Source organism: Thiomonas sp. FB-6 (genome assembly GCF_000377645.1).
GTDB lineage: Bacteria > Pseudomonadota > Gammaproteobacteria > Burkholderiales > Burkholderiaceae_C > Thiomonas_A.
This window is the reverse complement of the sequence record NZ_KB898518.1, coordinates 1-23,018: the sequence shown is the minus strand read 5'-3', so window position 1 is coordinate 23,018 and position 23,018 is coordinate 1. Positions and strand designations below refer to the sequence as shown.

The following is a 23,018-nucleotide window of genomic DNA, read 5'->3' as shown; positions in this document are numbered from 1 at the left end:
CCCCCGCCTCCCCCGCCTCCCCCTCCTCCTCCCCGATGCCCCAACTCGTCCTGCAGATTCCCGCCCCGTCGCGCCTCGAACCGGCCATGCTCGAACACATCGCCGCGCAACTGGGCACGCGCGTGCCCCAGGCGCCGGCCGGCGGCGCCGGAGTGCAAGCGGCGCGGCTGCGCGACGTGGGGGTGGAGGCCTCGGCGGTGCGCGCGCTGCTGCCGCCGCTGGCCGAGCGCCACGGATTCGACTGGGCCCTGCTGCCCGACGGCCTGCGCCTGCGCGACTTCCGCCTGCTGGTGCTGGACATGGACTCCACGCTGGTCAACATGGAGACCATCGATGAACTGGGCAGCGCCACCGGCATGAAGGCGCGCATCGCCGAGATCACCGAAGCCGCGATGCGCGGCGAGATCACCGATTACGCGGAGAGCCTGCGCCGGCGCCTGGCGCTGCTCGCGGGTACGCCCGAGAGCGTGCTCGAACAGGTCTGGCAGCGCATGCAGCTCAACCCCGGCGCCGAGCAGCTGATCGGCGCCGCGCGCGCCGCCGGGCTGCACGTGCTGCTGGCGACGGGGGGCTTCACCTGGTTCGCCGAGCGCCTGCAGCGACGCCTGGGGCTGGACAGCATCCGTGCCAACCAGCTCGACATCGCCGACGGGCGCCTGACCGGACGCACGCGCGGGCCCATCGTCGACGGTGCGGCCAAGCGCCAGGCGCTGCTGGACGCCTGCGCCGGACTGGGCTGCGATCCGCGCCAGGCGATCGCCGTGGGCGACGGCGCGAACGATCTGCCCATGCTGGACGCCGCCGGGCTGGGCGTGGCCTACCGCGGCAAGCCGGCGGTGCAGCAGGCCGCCGACGCGGCGCTGAACCACTGCGGTCTGGACGGCGTGCTGCGCCTGTTCGAAGACACCTGAACCCGCAGACCTCTGAACCCGCCTGCCGCGGAGGAATTCAGTCCCGTCCGCCCGGGCGGCCCGCGCCGGGTGGGCTGATTCGCTGATCGAACTCCGCCAGGGCGGCGGCCAGGCTGTCGGCGTTCTCGGCCACGTGGCGCGCCTGCTCGCGCTCGAGCAGGTCGAGGCGTTCGAGCAGCCGGGCCTGCGAGGCCTCCAGTTGCGCGGCCAGGCGCTCGGTGGCGGCCTCCAGCGCGCCCTGCAGCTGGGTCAGGCGCGAGACCTCGGCCTTGTCCGCCAGTTCGCGCAGCGATTGCTGCGTCTTCACCTGGCGCCGCAGTTCCATCAGCGAGCGCGTATGCACCCACAGCGCCAGGCCCCCCAGGCCCAGCACCAGCAGCGCGCACAGGCCCAGCATCAGCAGCCCCAGGGGCGCCTGCACGCTGGTCAGGCCCAGCGTGAGCTGGGTCGGCGCGGTGAAGGCGCCCCAGTTGGCGACCGCGAAAGCGGCCAGCAGGATCAACAGCACGACGGCTGCCAGGCTTCGCATTCCCATCAGGCAACTCCGGTTCGGGGGCTCAGCGCCGCGCGCAGCGCCTGCTCGAGATCCGCGATCAGGTCCTCGGGACGCTCGAGCCCGATGTTCAGGCGCACCAGGTAGTGCGCCTCGGCCGGCACCGCTTGCGCCTGCGAGCCGACGGGCGGCGACACGGCGGCGCGCGCATGCCGCAGGTCGTAGGGTACCGCAAGGCTCATCGGCCCGCCCCAGGAGTAGCCGATGCCGAACAGGCGCAGCGCATCCACGAAGGCGTCCACGCGGGCCGGCTCGAACTCCGGGCGCAGGACGACGCTGAACAGCCCCGCCGCGCCGCGGAAATCGCGCAACCAGTACGCGTGCCCCGGGCTGCCCGGCAGCGCCGGGTGCAGCACGCGCTCCACCTCGGGACGCCGCAGCAGCCACTCGGCGACGCGCCGCGCCGACGCATCGTGCGCGGCATACCGCAGCGGCATGGACGCCAGGCCGCGCAACAACAGCCCCACGTCGTCGCCGCCCACGCCCAGGCCCAGGCGCATGTGCGCGTCCAGCAACGCGTCGTGCAGCGCGTCGTCGCGCACCAGCACCGCGCCCATGAGCACGTCGGCGCCACCCGACTGGTACTTGGTCAGCGCCTGCATCGACACGTCGATGCCCAGCTCGAAGGGCCGCAGCGCCAGGCCCGCCGACCAGGTGTTGTCGATGGCCGTGAGCACCCCGGCCTCGCGCGCCAGCGCCACCAGCGCGCGCAGGTCGGGCATCTCCATGCTCACCGAGCCGGGGGCCTCCAGCCACAGGAGCCGGGTGTTCGCTCCGATGCGCTCGCGCAGCGACGCGGGGTCCAGCGGGTCATAGATGCGTGTGGAAATGCCCCAGGCAGCAAGCGTTTCTTGCGCGAGCTCGCGCCCGGGGGCATAGGCATTGCAGGGAAGCAGCACTTCGTCGCCCTGGCGCAGCAGCGCGAGGTCGACCAGCGCGATCGCCGACAGCCCCGAGGGGCACAGCAGCGCGTGGCGCGCGCCCTCGATGTCGGCCAGCCGGCGCTCCAGGGCGAAACTCGCCGGCGTGCCGTGCAGCCCGTAGGTGTAGCCCGACTTGTCGCGCCAGCGGCGCTCGCGCATCTGGCGCACGTTGTCGAACAGCACCGTGGAGGCGCGGTACACCGGCAGCTGCAGGCCCGCGAAGCCCTCCGGCGCCCGGTAGGGGTGGTGCTGGAGCAGCGTGGCCGCGCCCGGGGGGCGATCTTCTTGAGAAGTCATGGAAGTCTGCTCTAATCGGGAGCCATGTTCGTCTCTGGACATGGGTGAAGGTTCTCCTGCGCGAATTGCTGCGTGCATGCCCGCGGCACCATGCCGCGCCCGCAGGCTCCAGCATAGAAGCAGCGCAGGCAGGACGTACACGCCCTTGCCCCCGCCTTGGATCCCGACCCTGCTTCCCTGATCGCGCCGGCCCGTCCCGGCACCCGCCGCGGCCTCCCCACGCGGCCCCCTGCTCCCCGCTCGCACGGCACGACAAGGCCCGTGCTGGAGGATCGCACGGTATGAGTCAAGCCCTGGTTCTGCTGTTCCTGATCCTGCTCAACGGCCTGTTCGCGATGGCCGAGATCGCGCTGGTCACGGCACGCCGCGCCCGGCTGACTGCCCTGGCCGAATCGGGCAGCGTGCCCGCACGGGCGGCGCTGCAGCTGACCGAGCAGCCCACGCGCCTGCTGTCCACGGTGCAGATCGGCATCACCTCCATCGGCGTGCTCAACGGCATCATCGGTGAAGCCGCCTTCTCCTCGGGCATCAGCCAGTGGCTGCAGCGCCTGGGCATGACGCCCAGCGCCTCCTCGGTCGCGGCCACCGCGCTGGTGGTGGTAGTCATCACCTACCTGTCCATCGTGGTCGGCGAGCTGGTGCCCAAGCGCCTGGGGCAACTGGCGCCCGAACGCATCGCCCTGATCACGGCGCAGCCCATGCTGGTGCTGGCGCGCTCGGTGGCCGTATTCGTCAAGCTGCTGTCGATGTCCACCGACCTGCTGCTGCGCCTGCTGCGCGTGCGCACCGACCAGCCCAAGCACGTCACCGAGGAGGAGATCAACGTCGTGCTGGAGGAAGGCTCGGACGCCGGGGTCATCGAAGTGCAGGAGCACGAGATGGTGCGCAACGTGTTCCGCCTGGACGACCGCCAGATCGCCTCGCTGATGACCCCGCGCAACGAAATCGAGTTCCTCGACGTCGAGGACCCGCTGGGCGACAACCTGACCAAGATCGCGCAAAGCTCGCATTCGCGCTTCCCGCTGGTGCGCGGCGACCTCGACGACGTGATGGGCCTGGTCTCGGCCAAGGAACTGCTGGGGCGCTTCATCCGGCGCGAGGGCATCGACGACCTGATGAAGGCCTCCAGCCCCGCCATCTACGTGCCCGAGAGCCTGACCGGGCTGGAACTGCTGCAGACCTTCAAGCAAAGCCCCGACCACACGGCCGTGGTGCTGGGCGAATACGGCCAGACCCTGGGCATCGTCACCGTGCAGGACATCCTGGAAGCCATCGCGGGCGAGTTCAAGAGCCACCCTTCGGAGGAGCCCTGGGCCATCCAGCGCGAGGACGGCTCCTGGCTGCTCGACGGGCTGATTCCCGTCGGCGATCTCAAGGACAAGCTGGGGCTGCGCAACGTGCCGGAGGAAGAGAAGGCGCGCTACAACACCCTGGCCGGCATGCTCATGCTGCTGCTGGCGCGCCTGCCGCGCACCGGCGACGTGATCGAATGGGACGGCTGGCGCTTCGAGGTGGTCGACATGGACGGCAAGCGCATCGACAAGGTGCTCGTGTCGCGCCCGGCGCTGGAGCAGGCGCCCGCCGCGGCGCCCGAAGGTTGAGAACCCATGCGCCGCCCTTGCGGGGCGGCGCTCGCACCCTCAGGCGCGCCGGCGCGCCCGCGTGGTCAGGCGCGCGCCCAGCTCGCCGATGATGCCGCGGCGGAAGGCCAGCACGCACAGCACGAAGATCGCGCCGATCACCATGCCCACCGAGTCGGCCAGGTGGGAGAACCAGGCCAGCCCGGTCACGTGCACCAGGAAGCGCGCCACCAGGCCCATCTTGTCCTCCAGCACGGTGATGATCAGAGCCCCCAGCACCGGCCCGAAGTCGGTGCCCAGGCCGCCCACGAGGGTCATCAGGATCACCAGGCCCGAGGTGGCCCAGTGCACGTCGTCGAGGGTCTCGAAACCCATGACCACCGCCTTGAGCGCGCCCGCCAGGCCGGCGAAGGCGGCCGACAGCAGGAACACCCCGAGCTTGTAGCGCGCGGCGTTGTACCCCAGCGAGACCAGGCGCGGCTCGTTCTCCCGCGCCGCGCGCAGGATCTGGCCGAAGGGCGAGCGGTTCACGCGCCGCAGGAACCACCAGCTCAGGGCGAACACCCCCAGCACGAACTCGTACATCACCCGGTCGGAGTGCAGGGACAGGCCCAGGAAGCTGCCGCGCGGGATGCCCTGCAGCCCGTCCTCGCCCCCGGTGAACGGCGCCTGCAGGAAGTAGAAGTAGACGATCTGCGCCAGGGCCAGCGTGATCATGGAGAAATAGATGCCCTGGCGGCGCACCGCCAGCAGCCCCATGACCAGGCCCACGCCGACCGCGAAGGCCATGCCCAGCAGCAGCCCCGCCAGGGTCGGCAGATGCCACTGCGCCAGCGCCTGGCCGGCGATGTAGCCGGCCCCGCCGAACATGGCCGCGTGGCCGAAGGAGATGAGCCCGCCGTAGCCCGCCAACAGGTTGAAGGCGCAGGCCAGCAGCGCGAAGCACATGATGCGCATGCCCAGCACCGGATACAGGCCCAGCCACGGTGCCAGCGCGGCCAGCGCCAGCAGCAGCCACGGCCACAGCGCACGCAGGCCCGGCTTCATCGCTGCCTCCCGAACAGCCCGGCCGGGCGCAACGTGAGCACCACGGCCATGAGCACGAACACCACGGTGTTGGCCATCGGCGCGTACAGCACCTTGGTCAGGCCCTCGACCAGGCCCAGCATCAGCCCCGAGACGATCGAGCCCATGACCGAGCCCATGCCGCCGATGACCACGATCGCGAACACGGTGATGATCAGGTTCGAGCCCATCAGCGGCGAGACCTGGATCACCGGCGCGGCCAGCACGCCGGCCAGCCCGGCCAGCGCGGCGCCGAAGCCAAAGGTCAGCATGACCAGCAGCGGCACGTTGATGCCGAAGCACTGCACCAGCGCCGGGTTCTCGGTGCCCGCGCGCAGGTAGGAGCCCAGGCGCGTGCGCTCGATCAGCGCCCAGGTGAGCACGCACATGACCACGCTGGCGAGCACGGCGAAGGCGTGATAGACGGGCAGGAACATGAATCCGAGATTGAGCACCCCGCCGAGTTGCGACGGCGGGTCGAAGGGCTGGCCGGCCACGCCGAAGGCGGAGCGAAAGCCCCCCTCGAGCAGCAGGGTCAGTCCGAAGGTCAGCAGCAGCCCGTAGATCGGGTCCATGCCGCGCAGCCGGCGCAGCATCAGGCGCTCCACCAGCATGCCGAAGGCACCCAGCGTCAACGGCGCCAGCAGCAGCATCCACCAGTAGCCCAGGTGGAAGTACTGGCCGCCGATCCACGCCAGCATCGCGCCCATCATGAAAAAGGCGCCATGCGCGAAGTTCACCACGTCCATGAGCCCGAAGATCACGGCCAGGCCCAGCGACAGCATCGCGTAGAAGGCGCCGTTGACCAGGCCCAGCATCAGCTGGCCCAGCAACAGCGGCAGGGGAAATCCGAACAACTCAGTCAATCAGGGCCTCGCTCGGGCAGGAAGCAGCGCGCAGGGCGCGTGGGTGCCGCGCGGGGAGCGCGGGCCTGCGCCCACGCTCCCCGCGCGCTGGCGATCACTTCGCCAGCGGGCAGCCGTAGTCGGCGATCGGCCCGAAGGCGTCCGCGCCGGGGATCTTCTGCACGATGTTGTACAGGTCCCACTCACCCTTGGACTGCGCGGGCGTCTTGACCTGGGCCAGGTACATGTCGTGGATCATCAGGCCGTTGGGGGCCAGCGTTCCGCCATGCATGAACATGTCGTCGACCTTCATCTTGTGCAACTCGGCCATGACCTTGTCGCCATCGGTCGTGCCCGCCGCCTTCACCGCCTTCAGGTAGGTCATCGTGGCCGAGTAGTCCGCGGCCTGCACGAAGGTGGGCATCACGTGCATTTCCTTGTAGAAGCGCTGCGACCAATCGCGCGCGGCCTTGTCCTGGTTCCAGTACCACGGCGTGGTCAGGTACAGGCCCTGGGCCGACGGCAGGCCGATGCTGTGGATGTCGGTGACGAACAGCAGCAGGCCCGCCAGCTTCATGGACTTGGTGATGCCGAACTGCGTGGCCTGCTTGATCGAGTTCACCGAGTCGCCGCCGGCGTTGGCCAGGCCCAGCACCTCGGCCTTCGAGGCCTGCGCCTGCAGCAGGTAGGAGGAGAAGTCGGCCGAGGCCAGCGGCGCGTACACCTGGCCCAGCACCTTGCCGCCGTTGGCTTCCACCACCTTCGCCGCGTCGCTCTGCAGCGATTTGCCGAAGGCGTAGTCGGCGGTCAGGAAGTACCAGGTCTTGCCGCCCTTCTCCACGATCGCCTTGCCAGTGCCGCGGGCCAGCGCCGTGGTGTTGTAGGCGTACATGTCGGTATAGGGCGTGCACTCCTTGCCGACGATGGTCGAGGCGCCGCCGCCGATGTCGATGAAGGGCTTCTTGAAGCTGGCCGCCACGCGTTCCATGGCCAGCGCGGTGGCGCTGTTGGTGCCGGCGATCAGCATGTCGGCGCCGTCCTGGCTGAAGAATTCCTTGGCCTTGCCGGCGGCCAGGTCGGCCTTGTTCTGGTGGTCGAAGGTCATCAGCTCGACCTTGCGGCCCAGAACCGAGCCGCCGAAGTCGTGGATGGCCATCTTGATCGCCGCCACGCCGCCGGGGCCGTCGATGGCGGAGTACACGCCGGACATGTCGGTGATGAAGGCCATCTTGACCGGTGCGGCGGCTTGCGCCGTCGCGGCGCTCAGGGCCAGAACACCGGCCACTGCGAGGGATAGTCGGCTCAGTTTCATGTCAGTCTCCTTGTTTGTACGTTGATGGTCCCACACTACACCCCGAGCAGCTGTTCCAGCCGCTCGCGTTTGCCCGGCAATTGCTCGCGCGAGAAATGCTCGACGATGCGCCCACGTTCCATGACGTAGAAACTGTCGGCGAGCCGTGCCGAGAAATGGAAGTTCTGCTCCACCAGCAGGATCGAAAAGCCGCGGTCGCGCAGCGAGGCGATGGCGCGGCCCAGCGCTTGCACGATCACCGGGGCCAGGCCCTCGGAGATCTCGTCCAGCAGCAGCAGGCGCGCGCCGGTGCGCAGGATGCGCGCCAGCGCCAGCATCTGCTGTTCGCCGCCGGACAGGCGCGAGCCGGGGCTGCGCGCGCGCTCCTTGAGGTTGGGAAACAGCGTGTCGATCTCCTGCAGGCTCAGGCCTTCGAACCCCGTGCGCAGCAGCGGAGGCAGCAGCAGGTTCTCGCGCGTGGACAGGCTGGCGAAAATGCCCCGCTCCTCCGGGCAGTAGCCCACGCCCAGCCCGGCCACGCGGTGCGGCGCCACGCGGGCCAGATCCTGCCCGAACACGCGCAGGCTGCCGCTGCGCGCGCTGGTCAGGCCCATCACCGCGCGCAGCGTGCTGGTGCGCCCGGCGCCGTTGCGCCCCAGCAGGCACACCGTCTGCCCCACCGGCACCTGCAGGTCCACGCCGTGCAGCACGTGCGACTCGCCGTACCAGGCGTGCAGACCGCGGATGTCCAGCGCCGCCTGCGCGCCCGCCTCGGCCGTCGCGGCCTCTTGCACCGGGCTATGCGTGGAACTCATGCCGGCAGATCCTCCACCGCCTCGCCCATGTAGGCGCTGATCACCTCGGGATTGGCCGAGACCTCCGCGTAGCTGCCCTCGGCCAGCTTGCGCCCGCGCTGCATCACCGTGACGCGGTCGCAGATACGCGAGATCACCGACATGTTGTGCTCGACCATCAGCACGGTCCGCCCCTTGGCCACGCGCGCGATCAGTTCGGTCACGCGCTCCACGTCCTCGTGCCCCAGTCCCTGCGTGGGCTCGTCCAGCAGCATCAAGCGCGGCTCCAGGGCCAGCGTGGTCGCCAGTTCCAGCGCGCGCTTGTGGCCGTAGGGAAGATTCACCGCCAGCTGGTCCGCACGGTCCGCCAGCCCCACCTGCTCCAGGTACTGCCGCGCGCGTTCGTCGAGCCGGCCCAGGCGCGCCGGCGAGGCCCAGAACTGCCAGGCCATGCCGGCGGCGCGCTGCATGCCCACGCGCACGTTGTCCAGCAGGCTCATGTGGCCGAAGGTGGCGCTGATCTGGAACGAACGCACCAGGCCCAGGCGCGCGACCTGCGCCGGCTGCATGCGCGTGATGTCGCGCCCGTCGAACACGATGCTGCCGGAGCTTGGCTCCAGGAACTTGGTCAGCAGGTTGAAGCAGGTGGTCTTGCCGGCCCCGTTGGGCCCTACCAGTGCGTGGATCGAACCCTCCGCGATGTCCAGGTCTATTTCCTGGACCGCAGCAAAACCAGCGAATTGTTTGGTGAGGCCCCGGGCCCGCAGAATCAAGTTGGTCGACATGTCGTGGGCGCGATTGAACGCCGCATTTTGCGGCACTGCGGCGAGGCCCGACAAGCACCTCCGCACCGGGGAAACCCTGGGCACGTAGCCCCAGCGCGCACACGGACTTGCACCAGCCCGCACTCCAAAACCCTGCAAAACAAAGGCCTTATGAAAGGCGGGAGAATCCCGCGATGGCCCTCGATTTCCTCGCCCATCCTGGCTCCGGTGCGCCTTCCGGACGCGCCGCGGGCGGCGCCGTGGGGCCGGCCCCGCTGGCGCTGCGCCAGACCTTCTCCCGCCTGGGTCCCGAATTCCTCAGCGACAGCCCGCCGCAAGGCTTGCCGGAACCCCGCCTGCGCCTGGTCAGCGAGGACGCGGCCCGCCTGCTCGGCGTGCGCCCGCCCTCCCCCGACGATGCGCGCGACGCCGAGGCCTGCGCGTCCTGGGCCCACAGTTTCAGCGGCAATGCCGCGGCGGCGGACGGGAGCGCGATCAGCACGGTCTACGCCGGCCACCAGTTCGGCAACTGGGCCGGGCAGCTCGGCGACGGACGCGCGCACCTGCTCGGCGAGGCGCCCGCGCCCGACGCGGCGCAGGCCTGCGGCCACGCCTGGTGGGAAGTGCAGCTCAAGGGCGCCGGGCGCACGCCCTTCTCGCGCCATGCCGACGGCCGCGCCGTGCTGCGCTCCTCGCTGCGCGAATTCCTGTGCAGCGAGGCCATGTGGCACCTGGGGGTGCCGACCACGCGCGCGTTGTGCCTGGTGGATTCCGACCTGCCGGTGCGCCGCGAACGCATCGAGAGCGCCGCGGTGGTGGCCCGCCTGAGCCCGAGTTTCCTGCGCTTCGGCCACTTCGAGCATTTCAGCCACTCGGGCCGGCACGAGGCGCTGCGCAAGCTGCTCGACTACACGGTCGCCCGCCTGCAGCCCGAAGCCGCGCAGGCCGCCAACCCGGCGCTGGCCTTGCTGAGCAAGGTCGCCGCCGCCACCGCGCAGCTGGTGGCGCGCTGGCAATGCGTGGGCTTCGTGCACGGGGTCATGAACACCGACAATATGTCCATGCTGGGCTGGACCATCGACTACGGCCCCTTCGGCTTCGTCGACGCCTTCGACCCCGGCTACACCCCCAACACCACCGACGCCTACGGGCGCTACGCCTGGGCGCGCCAGCCGGCGGTGGCGCGCTGGAACCTGCTGGCGCTGGCGCAGGCCCTGCTGCCGCTGATCGGCGACGAGCAGGCCGCGCGCGACGCGGTGGAGGAGTTCGCCGAGCATTTCATGCCGGCGATGCGCGACGGCATGCAGGCCAAGCTGGGCCTGGGCCCGGCACGCGCCGACGACCCCGATCTGGTGCAGGACTGGATCGACCTGCTGGCCGCCTGCCGCGCCGACTGGACCGTCTCGCACCGCCAGCTGGCGCATTGGGTGGCGCATCCGCAAGCCGGCGCGCCGGCGGCGCTGCGCCGGCAGTTCGCGGCCTGGCCGCAGCGCCTGGACGACTGGCTGGAGCGCCTGCAGCGCCGTCTCGGCGAACTCGATGCCGCGCAGCGGGCGGCGCGCGCCGCGGCCATGCTGCTCGCCAACCCCTGCTACGTGCTGCGCCATCACCTGGGCCAGGCGGCCATCGCCCAGGCGCAGGCGGGGGATTTCGGCGCCGCCAGGCGCCTGCAGCAGGTGCTGCGCCGCCCCTACGAGGAGCAGCCCGGCTGCGAGGACCTGGCCGAGGCACCCCCCGCCGACGCCGGCCCGCCCGTGTTGTCGTGCTCCTCCTGACGCGGACTCCACGAATCCCCACCGGACGTAGGACAATAGAGGGCGCTTGGACGCGCGGGTACGCCCGCGCGCGAAGCCCGAGGAGTCCCCATGAGCAACCCCGCCCATCCATCCGATCCCGAACAGGACCCGGCCTGGCGCGAACGCCTGAGCGCCGAGCAATACCAGATCACCCGCTGCAGCGCGACCGAGCGCCCCTTCAGCGGCAAGTACTGGAACCACCACGAAACCGGCGCGTACCGCTGCGTATGCTGCGGCTCGCCGCTGTTCGCCTCCGACACCAAGTACGACTCGGGAAGCGGCTGGCCGAGCTTCACCGCCCCGGCGCCCGGCGCGCGCGTGGCCGAACGGGTCGACCCCAGCCACGGCATGATCCGCACCGAGGTGCGCTGCGCGAATTGCGAAGCCCACCTCGGGCATGTGTTCCCCGACGGACCCGGCCCCACCGGCCTGCGCTACTGCATCAACTCGGCCTCGCTGGATTTCGAAGCGCAGGCCGAGGCGCTCCCCGCCACCCCCTCCCGCTCCGGCGGCGCCTCCCGCTGAGCCGCCGCCGCCGGCCCCGCGCGGGCGCCGCACCTGGACCTTCCGATGAAACTGCTGTTCGATTTCTTCCCCATCATCCTGTTCTTCGTCGCCTTCAAGTTCGGCGGCATCTACGTGGCCACCGGGGTGGCCATCGCGGCCACCGTGCTGCAGATCGGCTGGGTGTGGCTGCGCCGGCGCCGCGTGGAGCCGATGCTGTGGGTCAGCCTGGTGATCGTGGTGCTGTTCGGCGGGGCCACGCTGCTGCTGCATGACGAGACCTTCATCAAGTGGAAGCCCACGGTGCTGTACTGGGTGTTCGCGCTGAGCCTGGCCGGCGGCCAGTTGCTGATGCGGCGCAACCTGATCCGCTCGCTGCTGGGCAGCCAACTGGAACTGCCGGAGGCCGCGTGGACGCGGCTGAACTGGTCCTGGGCCGGCTATTTCGCACTGATGGGCGTGGTCAACCTGTGGGTGGCCTACACCTTCTCGACCGCCGCCTGGGTGAACTTCAAGCTGTTCGGCAGCCTGGGCCTGACCCTCGTGTTCGCGGTGCTGCAGTCGCTGCTGATCGCGCGCTACCTGCCCTCCAAAGCCCCCTGAGCCCGCCATGACGCGACAGCAGCGCATCGAACAGGCCTTGCGCGAGGCCTTCCCCGGGGACGAGGCACAGGTCGAGGACCTGTCCGCCCAGCACCACGGGCATGCGGGTTTCGACTCCCTCGGAAGCCATTTCCGCCTGCGCATCCGCAGTGCGCGCTTCGCCGGACTGGCCCCTCTTGCGCGCCATCGGCTCGTGTATGATGCCCTGGATCCCCTGCTGAGGCAGGAAGTGCATTCCGTGACGCTGGACCTGCGCGCTCCCTGAGGCAGCACGCGGAGTTCGGCGATGCGTGCTGCCCGGCGCGGGGGCCCGCGATCGGAGCGGCGGCGCTAGCGCCCGGCCCCAGTTCGCGAAAATACCTTTTCCCTAGGTTAATCTGCGGTTTTTGCTCCGTTCCTCCAGGCTGATTGCTCCATGACCCTGCTCCGTACCAAACTTCTTCCCGCCGCTGTCGCGCTGGCCCTGTTCAGCCCGCTGGCGATGGCGCAGACCGCCGCCACCGTCAACGGCAAGGCGATTCCCGAATCGCTGGTCGACGCCGTCGCCACGAACATGGCCAAGCAGCAGGGCCAGCAGGTCACGCCCCAGCTCAAGGAGCAGATCAAGAAGGAAATGATCCTGCGCGAAGTGGTGGTGCAGCAGGCCGAGAAGATGGGCCTGCCCAAGCAGACCGAGATCCAGGACGAGATCGAGATCAACCGCCAGAACGTGCTGATCCGTGCGGTGCTGGGCGACTACCTGAAGAAGCACCCGATCACCGACGCCCAGGTCAAGGCCAAGTACGACCAGTTCGCCAAGACTTTCGGCAGCACCGAATACGAAGCCCAGCACATCCTGGTGCCGACCCAGAAGGAAGCCGACGACGTGATCGCCCAGCTCAAGAAGGGCGCGAAGTTCTCCGATCTGGCCAAGAAGTATTCCAAGGACACCGGCTCGGCCGGCAACGGCGGCAAGCTCGGCTGGTCGACCCCGGGCAACTTCGTGCCGGCCTTCGCCGACGCGATGATCAAGCTCAAGCCCGGCCAGTACACCACCGCCCCGGTGCAGACCCAGTTCGGCTGGCACGTGATCAAGCTCGACGCCACGCGCCCGGCCAAGCCGCCCGCGCTGGAACAGCTGCGTCCGCAGATCGTGCAGGAACTGCAGCGTGAGGAAGTGCAGAAGTACCAGCAGGAACTGCTGGCGGGCGCGAAGGTCACGCAGTAAGCCGCGGCTCGACGCCCTTGCCAAGCCGGCCTTCGAGGCCGGCTTTTTCATGCGCGTCAGGTACGCGTGATTCCGTGCTCAGCGGAGTTCGTCGCGTGACACCTCGTTACGTCAAGCCTGTCCCGATCCACTAGAACTGAAGGAGAACCCCCTCTCCCACCCCCACGGCCTGTTCCCTCGCCGCTGCGTGACGTAGCGTCCGGAGCCGCGAGCGAGATGCCCACACCTGGAGGACACTCATGGTCGCCGTACCCCAGCAATCGTCCGGACTTCGCCGGGATGCACGCATCATCGGACTCCTGTTCGCCAGCACCACCAGCATGATCGGCTCGGGCTGGCTGTTCGGTGCCTTCCACGCCTCCAGAATCGCCGGCCCCTTGAGCCTGTGGAGCTGGATCGTGGGCGCGGTCATCGTCATGTTCATCGCGCTGTGCTTCGCGGAACTGGCGGCGCTGTTTCCCCGCGCGGGCGCGCTGGTGCACATGAGCCACGCCACCCACGGCGACGCGCTCGGGCGCCTGTGGGGCTGGATGCTGTTCCTGGCCTACGTGGCGGTGCCCGCGGTCGAGGCCGAGGCGGTGGTCACCTAGGCCAACAACTACCTGCCCTACTTCCTCGAGCCGCAGGGCGCGGGCGTGCTGTCGGCCACCGGCTTCGTGGCCTGCGCGGTGCTGCTGGGCGTGTTCGCCGCGCTGAACCTGATGGCCGTGCGCAGGCTGCTGGGAGTCAACTCGACCATCACCTGGTGGAAGATCGCGATACCGCTGCTCACGGCCCTCGCGCTCGTCGTGGTGGGGCTGCGCACGCACTGGCCCGCGGGCAGCACGGTGTGGAACGCCGACCCCGCGGGCTACAGCTTCGACGGCGTGTTCCTGGCACTGCCCGCCGCGGGTATCGTGTTCAGCTACCTGGGCTTCCGCACCGCCATCGACCTCGGCGGAGAAAGCCAGAACCCGGGGCGCAACATTCCCCTGGCGGTGATCGGCTCGGTGCTGTTGTCCGCGACCGTGTACATCCTGCTGCAGCTGGGCTACCTGCTGGCGCTGCGTCCCGCGGACATTGCCAACGGCTGGGCGCACGTGGCCTTCGCCGGCGACGCGGGCCCCTTCGCCGCGCTGGCCGCCAGCCTGGGCATGGGCTGGCTGGCCACCATCCTGTACATCGACGCCTACATCTCCCCCGGCGGCACGGGGCTGATGTACGTGACGGGAGGCTCGCGCATCCTGTTCGCGGTGGGCGAACTGCGCGCGGGCCCCCGCTGGCTGACGCGCCTGAACGGCTCGCAGGTCCCCCTGCTGTCGGTGCTGGTCATGTGGGTGATCGGCGTGCTGTTCCTGCTGCCCTTCCCGGCGTGGCAGAAGATGGTCAACTACATCACCTCGGCCACCGTGCTGACCTTCGGGCTGGGCCCGGTGGTGCTGCTCATCCTGCGCGACACCCAGCCCGGACTCAAGCGCGAATTCCGCCTGCCCGCGGCCGGCATCATCGCGCCGCTGGCCTTCGTGGCCAGCAACTGGATCGTCTACTGGACCGGCTACCAGACCAACTCCTTCCTGTTCATCATCGTCGCGGTGGGCTTCGCGCTGTACGCCGCCTGGTATCACCTGGTCGCCGGCAGGCCGACCGCGGATTTCGGCTGGAAGCACATCTCCTGGCTGCTCGCCTGGTTCGGCGGCATGTGGATCCTGTCGGGCCTGGGCGACGTGGGCGGCGGCTACGGCGTGCTGAGCTTCTGGCCCGGCGTGGTCCTGGTCGGGATCTGGAGCCTGTTCGTGATCTGGCTGGCCCGGCGCGCCGCGCTGCCGGCCGAGCAGATCGCCCGCGAGATGGAACGCATCCAGGCCACGCAGTAAGGGGGCGGGGCGGGACACTAGACTGCGGGCATCTCCCGGGACCGCCCATGGCCGTCAACTTCGAACTGCACGATCTGATCGCCTTCCGCGCGGTCGCCGAACTGGGCAACTTCCGCAAGGCGGCGGAGGCGGTGCACATTTCCCAGCCCGCGTTCAGCCGGCGCATCGACAAGCTCGAGCAGGCCCTCGGCATCCGCCTGCTCGAGCGCACCACGCGCGAGGTCCGGCTCACCGTCGTGGGGCGCGAGTTCTCGCGCAGCATCAGTACGCTTCTCGACGGACTCGACGAGACCCTGCTGGCCGTGCGGGGGGTGGGCACGGGGCGCATGGGCGAGGTGTGCATCGCCTGCGTGCCCTCGACGGTGTACTACTTCCTGTCCAACGTGATCCAGCGCTACAGGGCGCAATACCCCAAGCTGCGGGTGCGCGTGTTCGACGCCAGCGCCAACGAGGTGCTGGGCGCCGTGACCAGCGGCGAGGCCGACTTCGGCATCAACTTCCTCGGCGGCTCCGAACCCGAGGTCGATTACCGGCCGCTGCTCACCGAGCGCTTCGTCATCGCCTGCCGCCGCGATCACCCGCTGGCCGCGCTGCGCAAGGCCACGTGGCGCGACCTGGAAGGCCACGACTTCATCCTCACCGCGAAATCCTCGGGCAACCGCCTGCTGCTCGACCAGGCGCTCGCGGGCACCTCCACGCGCCTGCGCCCGGTCTACGAGGCGCAGCACGTCACCACGCTGCTCGGCCTGGTCGAGGCCGGGCTGGGGGTGGCCGCGGTGCCCTCGCTGGCGATGCCGCCGTACGAGCATCCGCTGCTCAAGAGCATTCCCCTGGGCGAGCCGCAGGTCACGCGGCGCATCGGCCTGATCAAGCGCAAGGGACGCCAGCTCTCCCCCGAAGCCCAGCAACTCTACGATTTCGTGGCCGCCAGGAAGCCGGCGGTGCGCGCGGCCAGAAGCTCCGCGGCGGCCGATACGGGCGTGGCGGCGCCCTCCCCCGCGCCCGCGCGGCGTCGGGCGCGCTGAGCGCCCGCGCCGGCGACGCTCAGCGAAGGCTGGCGAGCACCCGGTCCACCATCACGCCCGACTGGCCGAGGTAGTTCGCCGGATCGAGCATGCGCTCGAGTGCGGCCCGGTCGGCGTGCGCCGAGATCTCCGGGTGGGCGCACAACAGCTCGAGCAGCGGCCTGCCTTCGGCGAGGGCCTTCCGGCACAGGTCGTAGACCAGGTCGTGCGCGTACTCGCGCCCGATGGAGTTGCCCAGGCCCATCATCACGGCCTCGCTCATGACCAGGCCGTCGGTCAGCTCGAGGTTGCGCCGCATGGCCGCCGGGTCCACCTGCAGTCCCTCCAGCACCAGCCGGCTCTGGCGCAGCGCCCCCGCCATCAGGCAGAAGGCCTCGGGCAGCACGATCCACTCGATCTCCCACGGCCCGGTGGATCGCTCGTGGTCCGCGACCATGGCGTCCATCAGCGCCGCCGCGTGCTGGCGTACCACGCTGATCGCGGCGTGGATGTAGCAACTGGCGATGGGGTTGCGCTTCTGCGGCATGGTGGACGAGGAGCCGCGCCCATGGTGGTAGGGCTCGAAGACCTCGCCCACCTCGGTCTGCATCATGAGCTTGACGTCCATGCTCAGCTTGCCCAGGGTGCCGCCGACCAGGCCGAGGAAGGCCCCCACTTCGGCGATGTTGTCCCGAATGGTGTGCCAGGCGATCACCGGTTGCTTCAGCCCGAGTTCGGCGCAAAGCCCGGCCTGGGTCTCCATGGCGCCTCGCTCCAGCGAGGCCAGCGTGCCCGCGGCGCCGGCGAACTCCCCGACCAGCACGCGTTCCTTGAGCTGGGCCAGGCGTTCGCGGTGGCGCTCGATGGCCGACAGCAGGCCGGCCATCTTGTAGCCGAAGGTCACCGGGATCGCCTGCTGCAGGTTGCTGCGCCCGATCATCGGCGTATCCCGGTGCTCGCGCGCCAGCCGCGCCATGGCGGCCGAGATCGCGGCCAGCTCGCGCTCGACGATCGCCAGGGCCTCGCGGATCTGCAGCACCGTCGCGGTGTCGGTGATGTCCTGGGTGGTGGCGCCCCAGTGGCAGTACTCGCCGAGCTTGTCGCGGCACAGGGCGTTGATCTGGGAGACCACCCCCAGCACCGGATAGCCGATGCGCTCGGTCTGCTCGCGCAGCCGGGCCATGTCGATCTGCCCGAGCTCGCAGTGGCGCACGATCTCCTCGGCCGCCTCCTGCGGGATCAGGCCCAGGCGGGCCTGCACGACGGCGAGCGCGCGTTCGATGTCCAGATACTTTTGCGTGCGGTTCTCGTCGGACCACACACGACGCATCTCGTCGCTGCTGAAAATGCCCTGGAAGATGGTGGAATCGATGATTGAAGAAGCCATGGTGTGTTCTCGAAGGGAGAATGTCGAAAAGGATGGATCAGCGCCCGGCGCGGCGCAGGATGCGCCGGGCCTGCAGCACGACGGGGCGGTCCACCAAGCTGCCGTCGACCCGCACGGCGCCCGGCGCGGCCGCGTCCGCGGCGAGCACCCGGTTCGCCCATTCCAGCGTGGCGGCGTCCGCTACGAGCGCCGCGTGCACCGGATCGACCTGCCGCGGATGTATGCACAACTTCGCGCCGAAGCCCCTGCGGCGGAACCAGGACCAGTCCGCGAGCAGCCGGGCCTGGTCATGGAGTTGCGGGGTGACGCCGGCCACCGGGGGCCCCAGTCCGGCCAGACGCGAGGCCAGCGCGATGCGCGCCGCCGCCGATTCCAGGGGCTGCAGGTCCTGCTCGAGGTCGAGTTCCAGGTCGAGCGCGAAATCCAGCGTGCCGAACACCAAACCGAGCACCCCGGGCGCGGCCGCGATGTCGCGGCAGGCTTGCAGCCCCCGCGCGCTTTCCACCAGCGCCAGCACGCGCGCGCCGGGCACGGCGTCGAGAACCTGGGCCACCTGCCCTGCGTGCTCGGTCTTCGGCAGCATCAGCAGGCGCAGTCCCGAGGCGTGAAGCCGGCGCAGATCGTCGCCGAAGTACGGCGAGCCCGCGGCGTTGATGCGCAGCGCGACCCGCTCCAGCACGGACGCCTCCTGCGCCGCGGCCCAGCGCAGGACCTGCTCCCGCGCCTCGGGCTTCGCCGGATCCTCGACGGCATCCTCCAGGTCGATCACGACGACGTCGGCGGCGCTGGCGAGGGCCTTGCCGAAGCGCTCGGGCCGGTTGCCCGGCACGAACAGATAACTGCGCGCGAAAGGGTTCATGGGTTCAGACGGCCTGGTCGGCGCGCAGGGCCTCGATGGACGAAACGTCCAGGCCCAGTTCGCGCAGGATGGCATCGGTGTGCTCGCCCAGCGCCGGGATCGGACCCATGCACGGATCCCCGTCCTCCCAGCCCCCCGGGGGCAGCAGCGCCGGAAGCGGCCCCACGGGCGAGCCGATGTCGCGCCAGCGTGCGCGCGCGCGCAGCTGGGGATGTTCCCAGACCTCCTGCATGGTGTTCACGCGCGCGTTCGCGATTTGCGCCTCCTGCAAGCGCTCCACGACCTGAGGCGCGCTGAGCTCGCGGAAGGCCTCGACGATGATCCGGCGCAGAGCCTCGCGCGAGGCCACGCGCCTGGCATTGCCGCTGAAACGCGGGTCCGAGGCGAGCTCGGGTTGCCGCAGCACCTTGTCGCAAAAGCTCTGCCACTCCCGCTCGTTCTGCAGCCCCAGCATCACGCTGGCTCCGTCGCCGCCGGTCGGGAAGGGACCGTAGGGATAGATGGTGGCGTGGGCGGCGCCGGTGCGCGGCGGCGGCGCCGCGCCGTCGAAGGCGTAGTACAGCGGGTAGGAGTTCCACTCGGTGAGGGATTCGAGCATGGAAATGTCCAGGCGCTTGCCCACGCCGCTGCGTGCGCGCTCCAGCAGGGCCGCGAGGATGCTGGAATAGGCGTACATGCCGGCGGAGATGTCGGCGATGGACGGGCCCGCCTTGCAGGCCTCCTCCGGTGTTCCGGTCACGGACAGGAAGCCGGACTCGCTCTGGATCAGCAGGTCGTAGGCCTTGCGGTCCCGGTAGGGGCCGTCGGCGCCGTAGCCGGAGATGTCACACACGATGATCGAGGGCTTGAGCGCGGCGAGCGAGGCGTGATCGAGCCCCATGCGCTCGCAGGCGCCGGGCGCCAGGTTCTGCACCACGACATCGGCCTTTTCCAGCACCAGGCGCTGCAGGATGCGGCGCGCCTCGGGGTGTTTCAGATCCAGGCTCAGGCTTTCCTTGCTGCGGTTGGCCCAGACGAAATGCGAGGCCAGTCCGCGCACGCGGGAGTCGTAGCCCCGGGCGAAATCGCCCACGCCGGGGCGCTCGATCTTGATGACCCTTGCGCCGAGATCGGCGAGATGTCGGGTCGCGAGCGGCGCGGCGATCGCGTGCTCGAGGGTGACGACCGTGAGGCCTTGAAGAGGTTGCATGGGCATGAAGGTGCGTGGTGCGGGCTCAGCGGAGGGTCGCGACGGCATCCATGGTCAGCCAGCCCTCGTGGTCGGCTCCCCACAGGCGTACCGTGCCTGAATCGCCCTGCGGGGCGCCGCACACGGAGAAGGGATGCAGATCGAAGGTCGGGCGGCGCGCGCGGAAACTGAACTCCGCCACGTCGGCCTCGGGAAGCTGGCGGCGCAGCAGGTCCAGCAGCAGCGTGGCAATCAGCGGCCCGTGCACGACCAGCCCCGGGTAGCCCTCGACCTCGGTCACGTACTTGCGGTCGTAGTGGATGCGGTGGCCGTTGAAGGTCAGGGCCGAATAGCGGAACAGCAGCACGTCGTCGGGCACGATGACACGCTTCCACGTGGGCACGGGGGCGGCCACGGGCGGCGGTTCCACCTCCCCCGGCTGCCGCGCCTGCCGGTACACGATGTCGTGGAATTCGACGATCGCCGGCTCGGGAGCTGCGTTGGCGTGGATCTCGTGGCGCACCTTCACGAACACCAGGGGCCCGGAACGCCCCTGCTTGTGGCTGAGCTCGGCGATGGTGCTGGTGCGCCGGATGGCGTCGCCCACGCGCAGCGGCGCGCGGAACTCGAACTGGCTTCCCGCCCACATGCGCCGCGGCAGGGGCACGGGCGGCAGGAAGCCGCCGCGCCGGGCATGGCCGTCGGCGCCGATTTCGCTCTGGCGCTCCGCGGGCAGGAAATACAGCCAGTGCCACAGCGGCGGCAGCACCGTGCCGGCGCGCAGCTCGGCGGGCTCGCGGTCCAGCGTGGCCGTCAGTCCGCGCAGCGGAGCGGTGCTGACCACGTCCTCGCGGCTCTCGCTGCGTCCGATCCAATCCTCAAGCTCGCTCATCGCCCCGCTCCCTGCGCGCTCGCGCCCGCCGCATGCAGCGACTCGAGAGAGCGCCCCGTGGTCGATGTCCCGAACAACCCGACCACCGCGGAGACCACCAGCCAGCACGCGGCGATGTAGACGAACACGCTGCCGTATCCATAGGCCTCGAACAGGCCGCTGACCACGAAGGGCCCCAGGACATTGGCCAGGCGGCCCACGCCGTAGGTCAGCCCCAAGCCGGTGGAGCGCACGTCGGTCGGGAACATCTCCGGGGTGTAGGTGTACAGGCCCACCGCCATGGCCTGGATGCTGAGCATCACCAGGGCGCCGAACACCAGGATGCCCACGGGCTGGAAGGACAGGCCGAAGCCCAGCCCGAAGGCGGCGATCAGGATGCCGTCGATGGTGATGAACCAGCGGCGTTCGAAGCGCTCCACCAGATAGGAAGCCGCGATGGCTCCCAGGGGATTGCACACCGCGATGACGCTGGCGAAGGTCAGCGAATGCACGACGGAGAAGCCATGCTTGACCAGCAGGGTGGGAACCCAGGCCACGAAGCCGTAGAAGCCCAGGGTCTGGAACACCCAGACCAGCAGCAGGATGAAGGTGCGCCGGCGCTCCCCGGCTTCGAACAGGCGCGCCAGCGGAACCCGGCGGCCGTAGTCGATGGGCTCACGGTGCACGTGCACGCCCGTGTCGGGTTCGCCCGCCTTGCGCATGGCCGCCTGGGCCTCGAGTTCCTCCACGATGGCCAGCGCCTGGGCCTCGCGCCCTCGGCGCAACAGCCAGCGCGGGGATTCCTTCATGCGCGCGACGAACACCAGCGCGACCAGGCCCAGGCTGCCCCAGACGAACACCGCGCGCCAGCCCCAGGGAGCCAGGGGCACGAAACTGCGCGCGAACCAGGCGGTGGCCGGAATGCCCACCAGCCCGACGGTCATGATGCGTCCCATGTACTTGCCCCGCACGTTCGCCGGGAAGAATTCGCTGACATAGGTGTTGGCCGTGACCGTCATGCCCGACAGGCCGACGCCGGTGAGGAAGCGGAACGCCGCCAGCGAGGTCACGTTCCAGGACGCCGCGTTGAGCAGCGAGAACAGCGCGTAGCACAGCACGGTCAGGACGAGTGCCCGCTTGCGCCCGATGGCGTCGGCCACCCAGCCGGCCGAGACGGCGCCGAGGAACATGCCCCCGAAGCTGGCGGAGGTGATGAAGGCCACGGAGCCGACCGCGATATGCCACGCCTTCATCACCCCGGGGGCTGCGAAGGCGAAGGTATTGAGATCGGCGAATTCGAAAAAGTAGGCGAAGGCCAGCGCCAGGATCGCGGTCCTGTGGGCAGGCGTGATGGGCAGCCGATCCATCCGTTCGCTGAGGCTGGAACTGGACATGGGTCTCCTCGTCGTTCTAGGTTGACGCGCGGCATGCCGCGCGTGGATTTGGCAACTGGTTCGGCCTGCGAGCAGGACGCCAGTGAAATCATTATGTTGACTGCCGATCTCTAGGGAAGCACTGAAGAAATGACCTCTTGGGCGAAGCCGCTTGTATCCATGGTCGCGAACTGTGCGAAAAACGGGCGTTTCGCGGTCAGGAGGTCCGAAGCGCGGCCGAAAATCGGCAGCGGACGCCGCCCTTTGCCCCATTTTTCACACTGCGGACGCACCTCGGGTGTCGGAGTTCCAAACCAGCCTGCGCGCCAGCATCAGATTGGCCATGGCGAACAGCGTGTGCAACTGCGCCGTGTTCTTCGCCAGGCCGCGGTAGCGCGCCTTGCGGTGCCGAAAGAGGTTCTTCACGACGTGGAACGGGTGCTCAACCTTGGCGCGGATGCTGGCCTTGATCTGCTCGATCCACTCCAGCTTCTGCGCCCAGCCGTGCCCGGCCAGCGCGCGGCGCTTGCCGGGGCGCATGGCCACATGCCAGTTGACCGGAACACCGATGTTCTCCTCGCGCTTGGCCACGCCCTGGTAGCCCGCATCGGCGAAGACATCCTCCTCGTCGCCATGCAGCAGATCTTGTGCCCGGGTCACATCAGCCACATTGGCGGCGGTGCCGACCACGGTGTGCACCAGCCCCGATTGGGCATCGACGCCGATATGGGCCTTCATGCCGAAATGCCACGCGTTGCCTTTCTTGGTCTGGTGCATCTCGGGGTCGCGATCCCCCTTGGCGTTCTTGGTCGACGGCGGCGCCTCGATGATGGTCGCATCCACCACCGTGCCGCGCCGCAGGAACAGCCCCTTGGCCGCCAGGTGCGCGTTGATGGTCGTGAAGATGGTTTCGGTGAGCTGCTTGTCTTCGAGCAGGCGGCGGAACTTGAGCAGCGTCGTGGCGTCGGGTGCCGACTCGCGGCCCAGATCGATGCCAACGAAGCGCCGGATCGCCTGGCTGTCGTAGATGGCATCCTCGATGCCTTCGTCCGACAGCCCGAAGCAGTTCTGCGCGATGTACATGCGCAGCATGCGCTCCAGTCCGATCGGCGGGCGACCGCGGCCACCGCCCTTCGGATAGTGGCGCTCGATCGCCGCGACCAACTCGCCCCACGGCGTCATCGCTTCGATCTCGGCCAGGAAGCGGTCGCGTCGCGTCTGCCGCTTCTTGCTCCCGTACTCGTACTCGGAAAAGCTCGTCTGCATCGTCGTTCCTCGCGCTCTCGGACGTTCAGGACCATTGTTCCAGTTCACGCCCCGCTCGGCCAGCGTGCGATGCCAGCCGCCCCGAATTGATCAGTGTTTCCCTA

General features: G+C 69.6%; 21 protein-coding genes and 1 pseudogene. 9 read left to right on the top strand and 13 right to left on the bottom strand.

The window, feature by feature from the left end; translation table 11 throughout:
* Positions 1-35: 35 nt before the first annotated feature.
* A complete protein-coding gene (gene serB, locus D466_RS0118820; RefSeq protein WP_018915241.1) occupies positions 36-911 on the top strand; it encodes a phosphoserine phosphatase SerB in 876 nt (291 codons plus the stop codon).
* Between the two features lie 37 nt (positions 912-948).
* On the opposite strand, the gene D466_RS0118815 is transcribed toward serB, so the two are convergent.
* The gene (locus D466_RS0118815) at positions 949-1,446 is read right to left on the bottom strand and encodes a hypothetical protein (RefSeq protein ID WP_018915240.1); all 498 of its coding nucleotides are present in this window, start codon (positions 1,444-1,446) and stop codon (positions 949-951) included.
* The gene (locus tag D466_RS0118810; RefSeq protein ID WP_018915239.1) at positions 1,446-2,684 is read right to left on the bottom strand and encodes a cystathionine beta-lyase; all 1,239 of its coding nucleotides are present in this window, start codon (positions 2,682-2,684) and stop codon (positions 1,446-1,448) included. The genes D466_RS0118815 and D466_RS0118810 overlap by 1 nt, the downstream gene beginning before the upstream one ends.
* A 281-nt stretch (positions 2,685-2,965) precedes the next feature.
* Between D466_RS0118810 and D466_RS0118805 the strand changes: the two genes are divergently transcribed.
* The gene (locus D466_RS0118805; protein ID WP_018915238.1) at positions 2,966-4,285 is read left to right on the top strand and encodes a hemolysin family protein; all 1,320 of its coding nucleotides are present in this window, start codon (positions 2,966-2,968) and stop codon (positions 4,283-4,285) included.
* A gap of 39 nt (positions 4,286-4,324) precedes the next feature.
* Here D466_RS0118805 and D466_RS22395 read toward each other — a convergent pair whose 3' ends face one another.
* The 5 genes from D466_RS22395 to D466_RS0118780 all read right to left on the bottom strand — a co-directional run bounded on the left by D466_RS22395 (position 4,325) and on the right by D466_RS0118780 (position 9,044).
* Entirely contained in the window at positions 4,325-5,311 is a 987-nt protein-coding gene (locus tag D466_RS22395; RefSeq protein WP_018915237.1) for a branched-chain amino acid ABC transporter permease, read from the bottom strand.
* Positions 5,308-6,147 carry a branched-chain amino acid ABC transporter permease gene (locus tag D466_RS0118795; RefSeq protein ID WP_051083796.1) on the bottom strand — a complete coding sequence of 280 codons (840 nt, stop codon included), beginning with the start codon at positions 6,145-6,147 and terminating at the stop codon, positions 5,308-5,310. Before D466_RS0118795 ends, D466_RS22395 begins: the two co-directional genes overlap by 4 nt.
* Positions 6,148-6,289: 142 nt before the next feature.
* Positions 6,290-7,486: an ABC transporter substrate-binding protein gene (locus tag D466_RS0118790; RefSeq protein WP_026285482.1), complete on the bottom strand. Its 1,197-nt coding sequence runs from the start codon at positions 7,484-7,486 to the stop codon at positions 6,290-6,292.
* A 35-nt stretch (positions 7,487-7,521) separates the two neighbouring features.
* A complete protein-coding gene (locus tag D466_RS0118785; protein WP_018915234.1) occupies positions 7,522-8,280 on the bottom strand; it encodes an ABC transporter ATP-binding protein in 759 nt (252 codons plus the stop codon).
* Positions 8,277-9,044: an ABC transporter ATP-binding protein gene (locus D466_RS0118780; protein WP_018915233.1), complete on the bottom strand. Its 768-nt coding sequence runs from the start codon at positions 9,042-9,044 to the stop codon at positions 8,277-8,279. Before D466_RS0118780 ends, D466_RS0118785 begins: the two co-directional genes overlap by 4 nt.
* A 173-nt stretch (positions 9,045-9,217) precedes the next feature.
* Here D466_RS0118780 and D466_RS0118775 point away from each other — a divergent pair, with 173 nt between their 5' ends.
* The 7 genes and pseudogenes from D466_RS0118775 to D466_RS0118745 all read left to right on the top strand — a co-directional run bounded on the left by D466_RS0118775 (position 9,218) and on the right by D466_RS0118745 (position 16,011).
* The gene (locus D466_RS0118775; RefSeq protein ID WP_018915232.1) at positions 9,218-10,798 is read left to right on the top strand and encodes a YdiU family protein; all 1,581 of its coding nucleotides are present in this window, start codon (positions 9,218-9,220) and stop codon (positions 10,796-10,798) included.
* 90 nt (positions 10,799-10,888) lie between these two features.
* Positions 10,889-11,344: a peptide-methionine (R)-S-oxide reductase MsrB gene (gene msrB / locus D466_RS0118770; protein WP_018915231.1), complete on the top strand. Its 456-nt coding sequence runs from the start codon at positions 10,889-10,891 to the stop codon at positions 11,342-11,344.
* A 45-nt stretch (positions 11,345-11,389) separates the two neighbouring features.
* Complete coding sequence (locus D466_RS0118765; RefSeq protein WP_018915230.1) at positions 11,390-11,926, top strand: septation protein A; 537 nt, start codon at positions 11,390-11,392, stop codon at positions 11,924-11,926.
* Between the two features lie 7 nt (positions 11,927-11,933).
* Complete coding sequence (locus D466_RS0118760) at positions 11,934-12,191, top strand: BolA family transcriptional regulator (protein ID WP_018915229.1); 258 nt, start codon at positions 11,934-11,936, stop codon at positions 12,189-12,191.
* A 150-nt stretch (positions 12,192-12,341) separates the two neighbouring features.
* The gene (locus D466_RS0118755; protein ID WP_018915228.1) at positions 12,342-13,133 is read left to right on the top strand and encodes a peptidylprolyl isomerase; all 792 of its coding nucleotides are present in this window, start codon (positions 12,342-12,344) and stop codon (positions 13,131-13,133) included.
* A 239-nt stretch (positions 13,134-13,372) separates the two neighbouring features.
* Positions 13,373-14,986, top strand: a pseudogene (locus D466_RS22390) (APC family permease).
* Positions 14,987-15,033: 47 nt separating this feature from the next.
* On the top strand, positions 15,034-16,011 hold the full coding sequence (locus D466_RS0118745; RefSeq protein WP_018915225.1) for a LysR family transcriptional regulator: 978 nt from the start codon (positions 15,034-15,036) through the stop codon (positions 16,009-16,011).
* A 19-nt stretch (positions 16,012-16,030) separates the two neighbouring features.
* On the opposite strand, the gene pcaB is transcribed toward D466_RS0118745, so the two are convergent.
* The 6 genes from pcaB to D466_RS0118715 all read right to left on the bottom strand — a co-directional run bounded on the left by pcaB (position 16,031) and on the right by D466_RS0118715 (position 22,914).
* A complete protein-coding gene (gene pcaB / locus D466_RS0118740) occupies positions 16,031-17,377 on the bottom strand; it encodes a 3-carboxy-cis,cis-muconate cycloisomerase (RefSeq protein ID WP_018915224.1) in 1,347 nt (448 codons plus the stop codon).
* Positions 17,378-17,414: 37 nt separating this feature from the next.
* Complete coding sequence (locus tag D466_RS0118735) at positions 17,415-18,236, bottom strand: CoA ester lyase (RefSeq protein ID WP_018915223.1); 822 nt, start codon at positions 18,234-18,236, stop codon at positions 17,415-17,417.
* A 4-nt stretch (positions 18,237-18,240) separates the two neighbouring features.
* The gene (locus tag D466_RS0118730; protein ID WP_026285480.1) at positions 18,241-19,425 is read right to left on the bottom strand and encodes a CaiB/BaiF CoA-transferase family protein; all 1,185 of its coding nucleotides are present in this window, start codon (positions 19,423-19,425) and stop codon (positions 18,241-18,243) included.
* Between the two features lie 25 nt (positions 19,426-19,450).
* Positions 19,451-20,296, bottom strand: coding sequence for a MaoC family dehydratase N-terminal domain-containing protein (locus D466_RS0118725; RefSeq protein WP_018915221.1), 846 nt, complete (start codon positions 20,294-20,296; stop codon positions 19,451-19,453).
* Positions 20,293-21,669 (bottom strand): MFS transporter, encoded by a 1,377-nt coding sequence (locus tag D466_RS0118720; protein ID WP_018915220.1) that lies wholly within the window; start codon positions 21,667-21,669, stop codon positions 20,293-20,295. The genes D466_RS0118725 and D466_RS0118720 overlap by 4 nt, the downstream gene beginning before the upstream one ends.
* Positions 21,670-21,924: 255 nt before the next feature.
* Positions 21,925-22,914: an IS5 family transposase gene (locus tag D466_RS0118715; protein WP_018914603.1), complete on the bottom strand. Its 990-nt coding sequence runs from the start codon at positions 22,912-22,914 to the stop codon at positions 21,925-21,927.
* Between the last annotated feature and the right edge of the window lie 104 nt (positions 22,915-23,018).

Excerpts from the sequence above, each read along its gene's own strand:
- D466_RS0118815 (WP_018915240.1), bottom strand. The coding sequence starts at position 1,446 with ATGGGAATGCGAAGCCTGGCAGCCGTCGTGCTGTTGATCCTGCTGGCC.
- D466_RS0118720 (WP_018915220.1), bottom strand. The coding sequence starts at position 21,669 with ATGTCCAGTTCCAGCCTCAGCGAACGGATGGATCGGCTGCCCATCACG.
- D466_RS0118780 (WP_018915233.1), bottom strand. The coding sequence starts at position 9,044 with ATGTCGACCAACTTGATTCTGCGGGCCCGGGGCCTCACCAAACAATTC.
- D466_RS0118810 (WP_018915239.1), bottom strand. The coding sequence starts at position 2,684 with ATGACTTCTCAAGAAGATCGCCCCCCGGGCGCGGCCACGCTGCTCCAG.
- D466_RS0118785 (WP_018915234.1), bottom strand. The coding sequence starts at position 8,280 with ATGAGTTCCACGCATAGCCCGGTGCAAGAGGCCGCGACGGCCGAGGCG.
- msrB (WP_018915231.1), top strand. The coding sequence starts at position 10,889 with ATGAGCAACCCCGCCCATCCATCCGATCCCGAACAGGACCCGGCCTGG.
- D466_RS0118775 (WP_018915232.1), top strand. The coding sequence starts at position 9,218 with ATGGCCCTCGATTTCCTCGCCCATCCTGGCTCCGGTGCGCCTTCCGGA.
- D466_RS0118765 (WP_018915230.1), top strand. The coding sequence starts at position 11,390 with ATGAAACTGCTGTTCGATTTCTTCCCCATCATCCTGTTCTTCGTCGCC.
- D466_RS0118755 (WP_018915228.1), top strand. The coding sequence starts at position 12,342 with ATGACCCTGCTCCGTACCAAACTTCTTCCCGCCGCTGTCGCGCTGGCC.
- D466_RS0118805 (WP_018915238.1), top strand. The coding sequence starts at position 2,966 with ATGAGTCAAGCCCTGGTTCTGCTGTTCCTGATCCTGCTCAACGGCCTG.
- D466_RS0118715 (WP_018914603.1), bottom strand. The coding sequence starts at position 22,914 with ATGCAGACGAGCTTTTCCGAGTACGAGTACGGGAGCAAGAAGCGGCAG.
- D466_RS0118790 (WP_026285482.1), bottom strand. The coding sequence starts at position 7,486 with ATGAAACTGAGCCGACTATCCCTCGCAGTGGCCGGTGTTCTGGCCCTG.
- D466_RS0118725 (WP_018915221.1), bottom strand. The coding sequence starts at position 20,296 with ATGAGCGAGCTTGAGGATTGGATCGGACGCAGCGAGAGCCGCGAGGAC.
- D466_RS0118730 (WP_026285480.1), bottom strand. The coding sequence starts at position 19,425 with ATGCAACCTCTTCAAGGCCTCACGGTCGTCACCCTCGAGCACGCGATC.
- serB (WP_018915241.1), top strand. The coding sequence starts at position 36 with ATGCCCCAACTCGTCCTGCAGATTCCCGCCCCGTCGCGCCTCGAACCG.
- D466_RS0118735 (WP_018915223.1), bottom strand. The coding sequence starts at position 18,236 with ATGAACCCTTTCGCGCGCAGTTATCTGTTCGTGCCGGGCAACCGGCCC.
- D466_RS0118795 (WP_051083796.1), bottom strand. The coding sequence starts at position 6,147 with ATGCTGGGCCTGGTCAACGGCGCCTTCTACGCGATGCTGTCGCTGGGC.
- D466_RS22395 (WP_018915237.1), bottom strand. The coding sequence starts at position 5,311 with ATGAAGCCGGGCCTGCGTGCGCTGTGGCCGTGGCTGCTGCTGGCGCTG.
- D466_RS0118745 (WP_018915225.1), top strand. The coding sequence starts at position 15,034 with ATGGCCGTCAACTTCGAACTGCACGATCTGATCGCCTTCCGCGCGGTC.
- D466_RS0118760 (WP_018915229.1), top strand. The coding sequence starts at position 11,934 with ATGACGCGACAGCAGCGCATCGAACAGGCCTTGCGCGAGGCCTTCCCC.
- pcaB (WP_018915224.1), bottom strand. The coding sequence starts at position 17,377 with ATGGCTTCTTCAATCATCGATTCCACCATCTTCCAGGGCATTTTCAGC.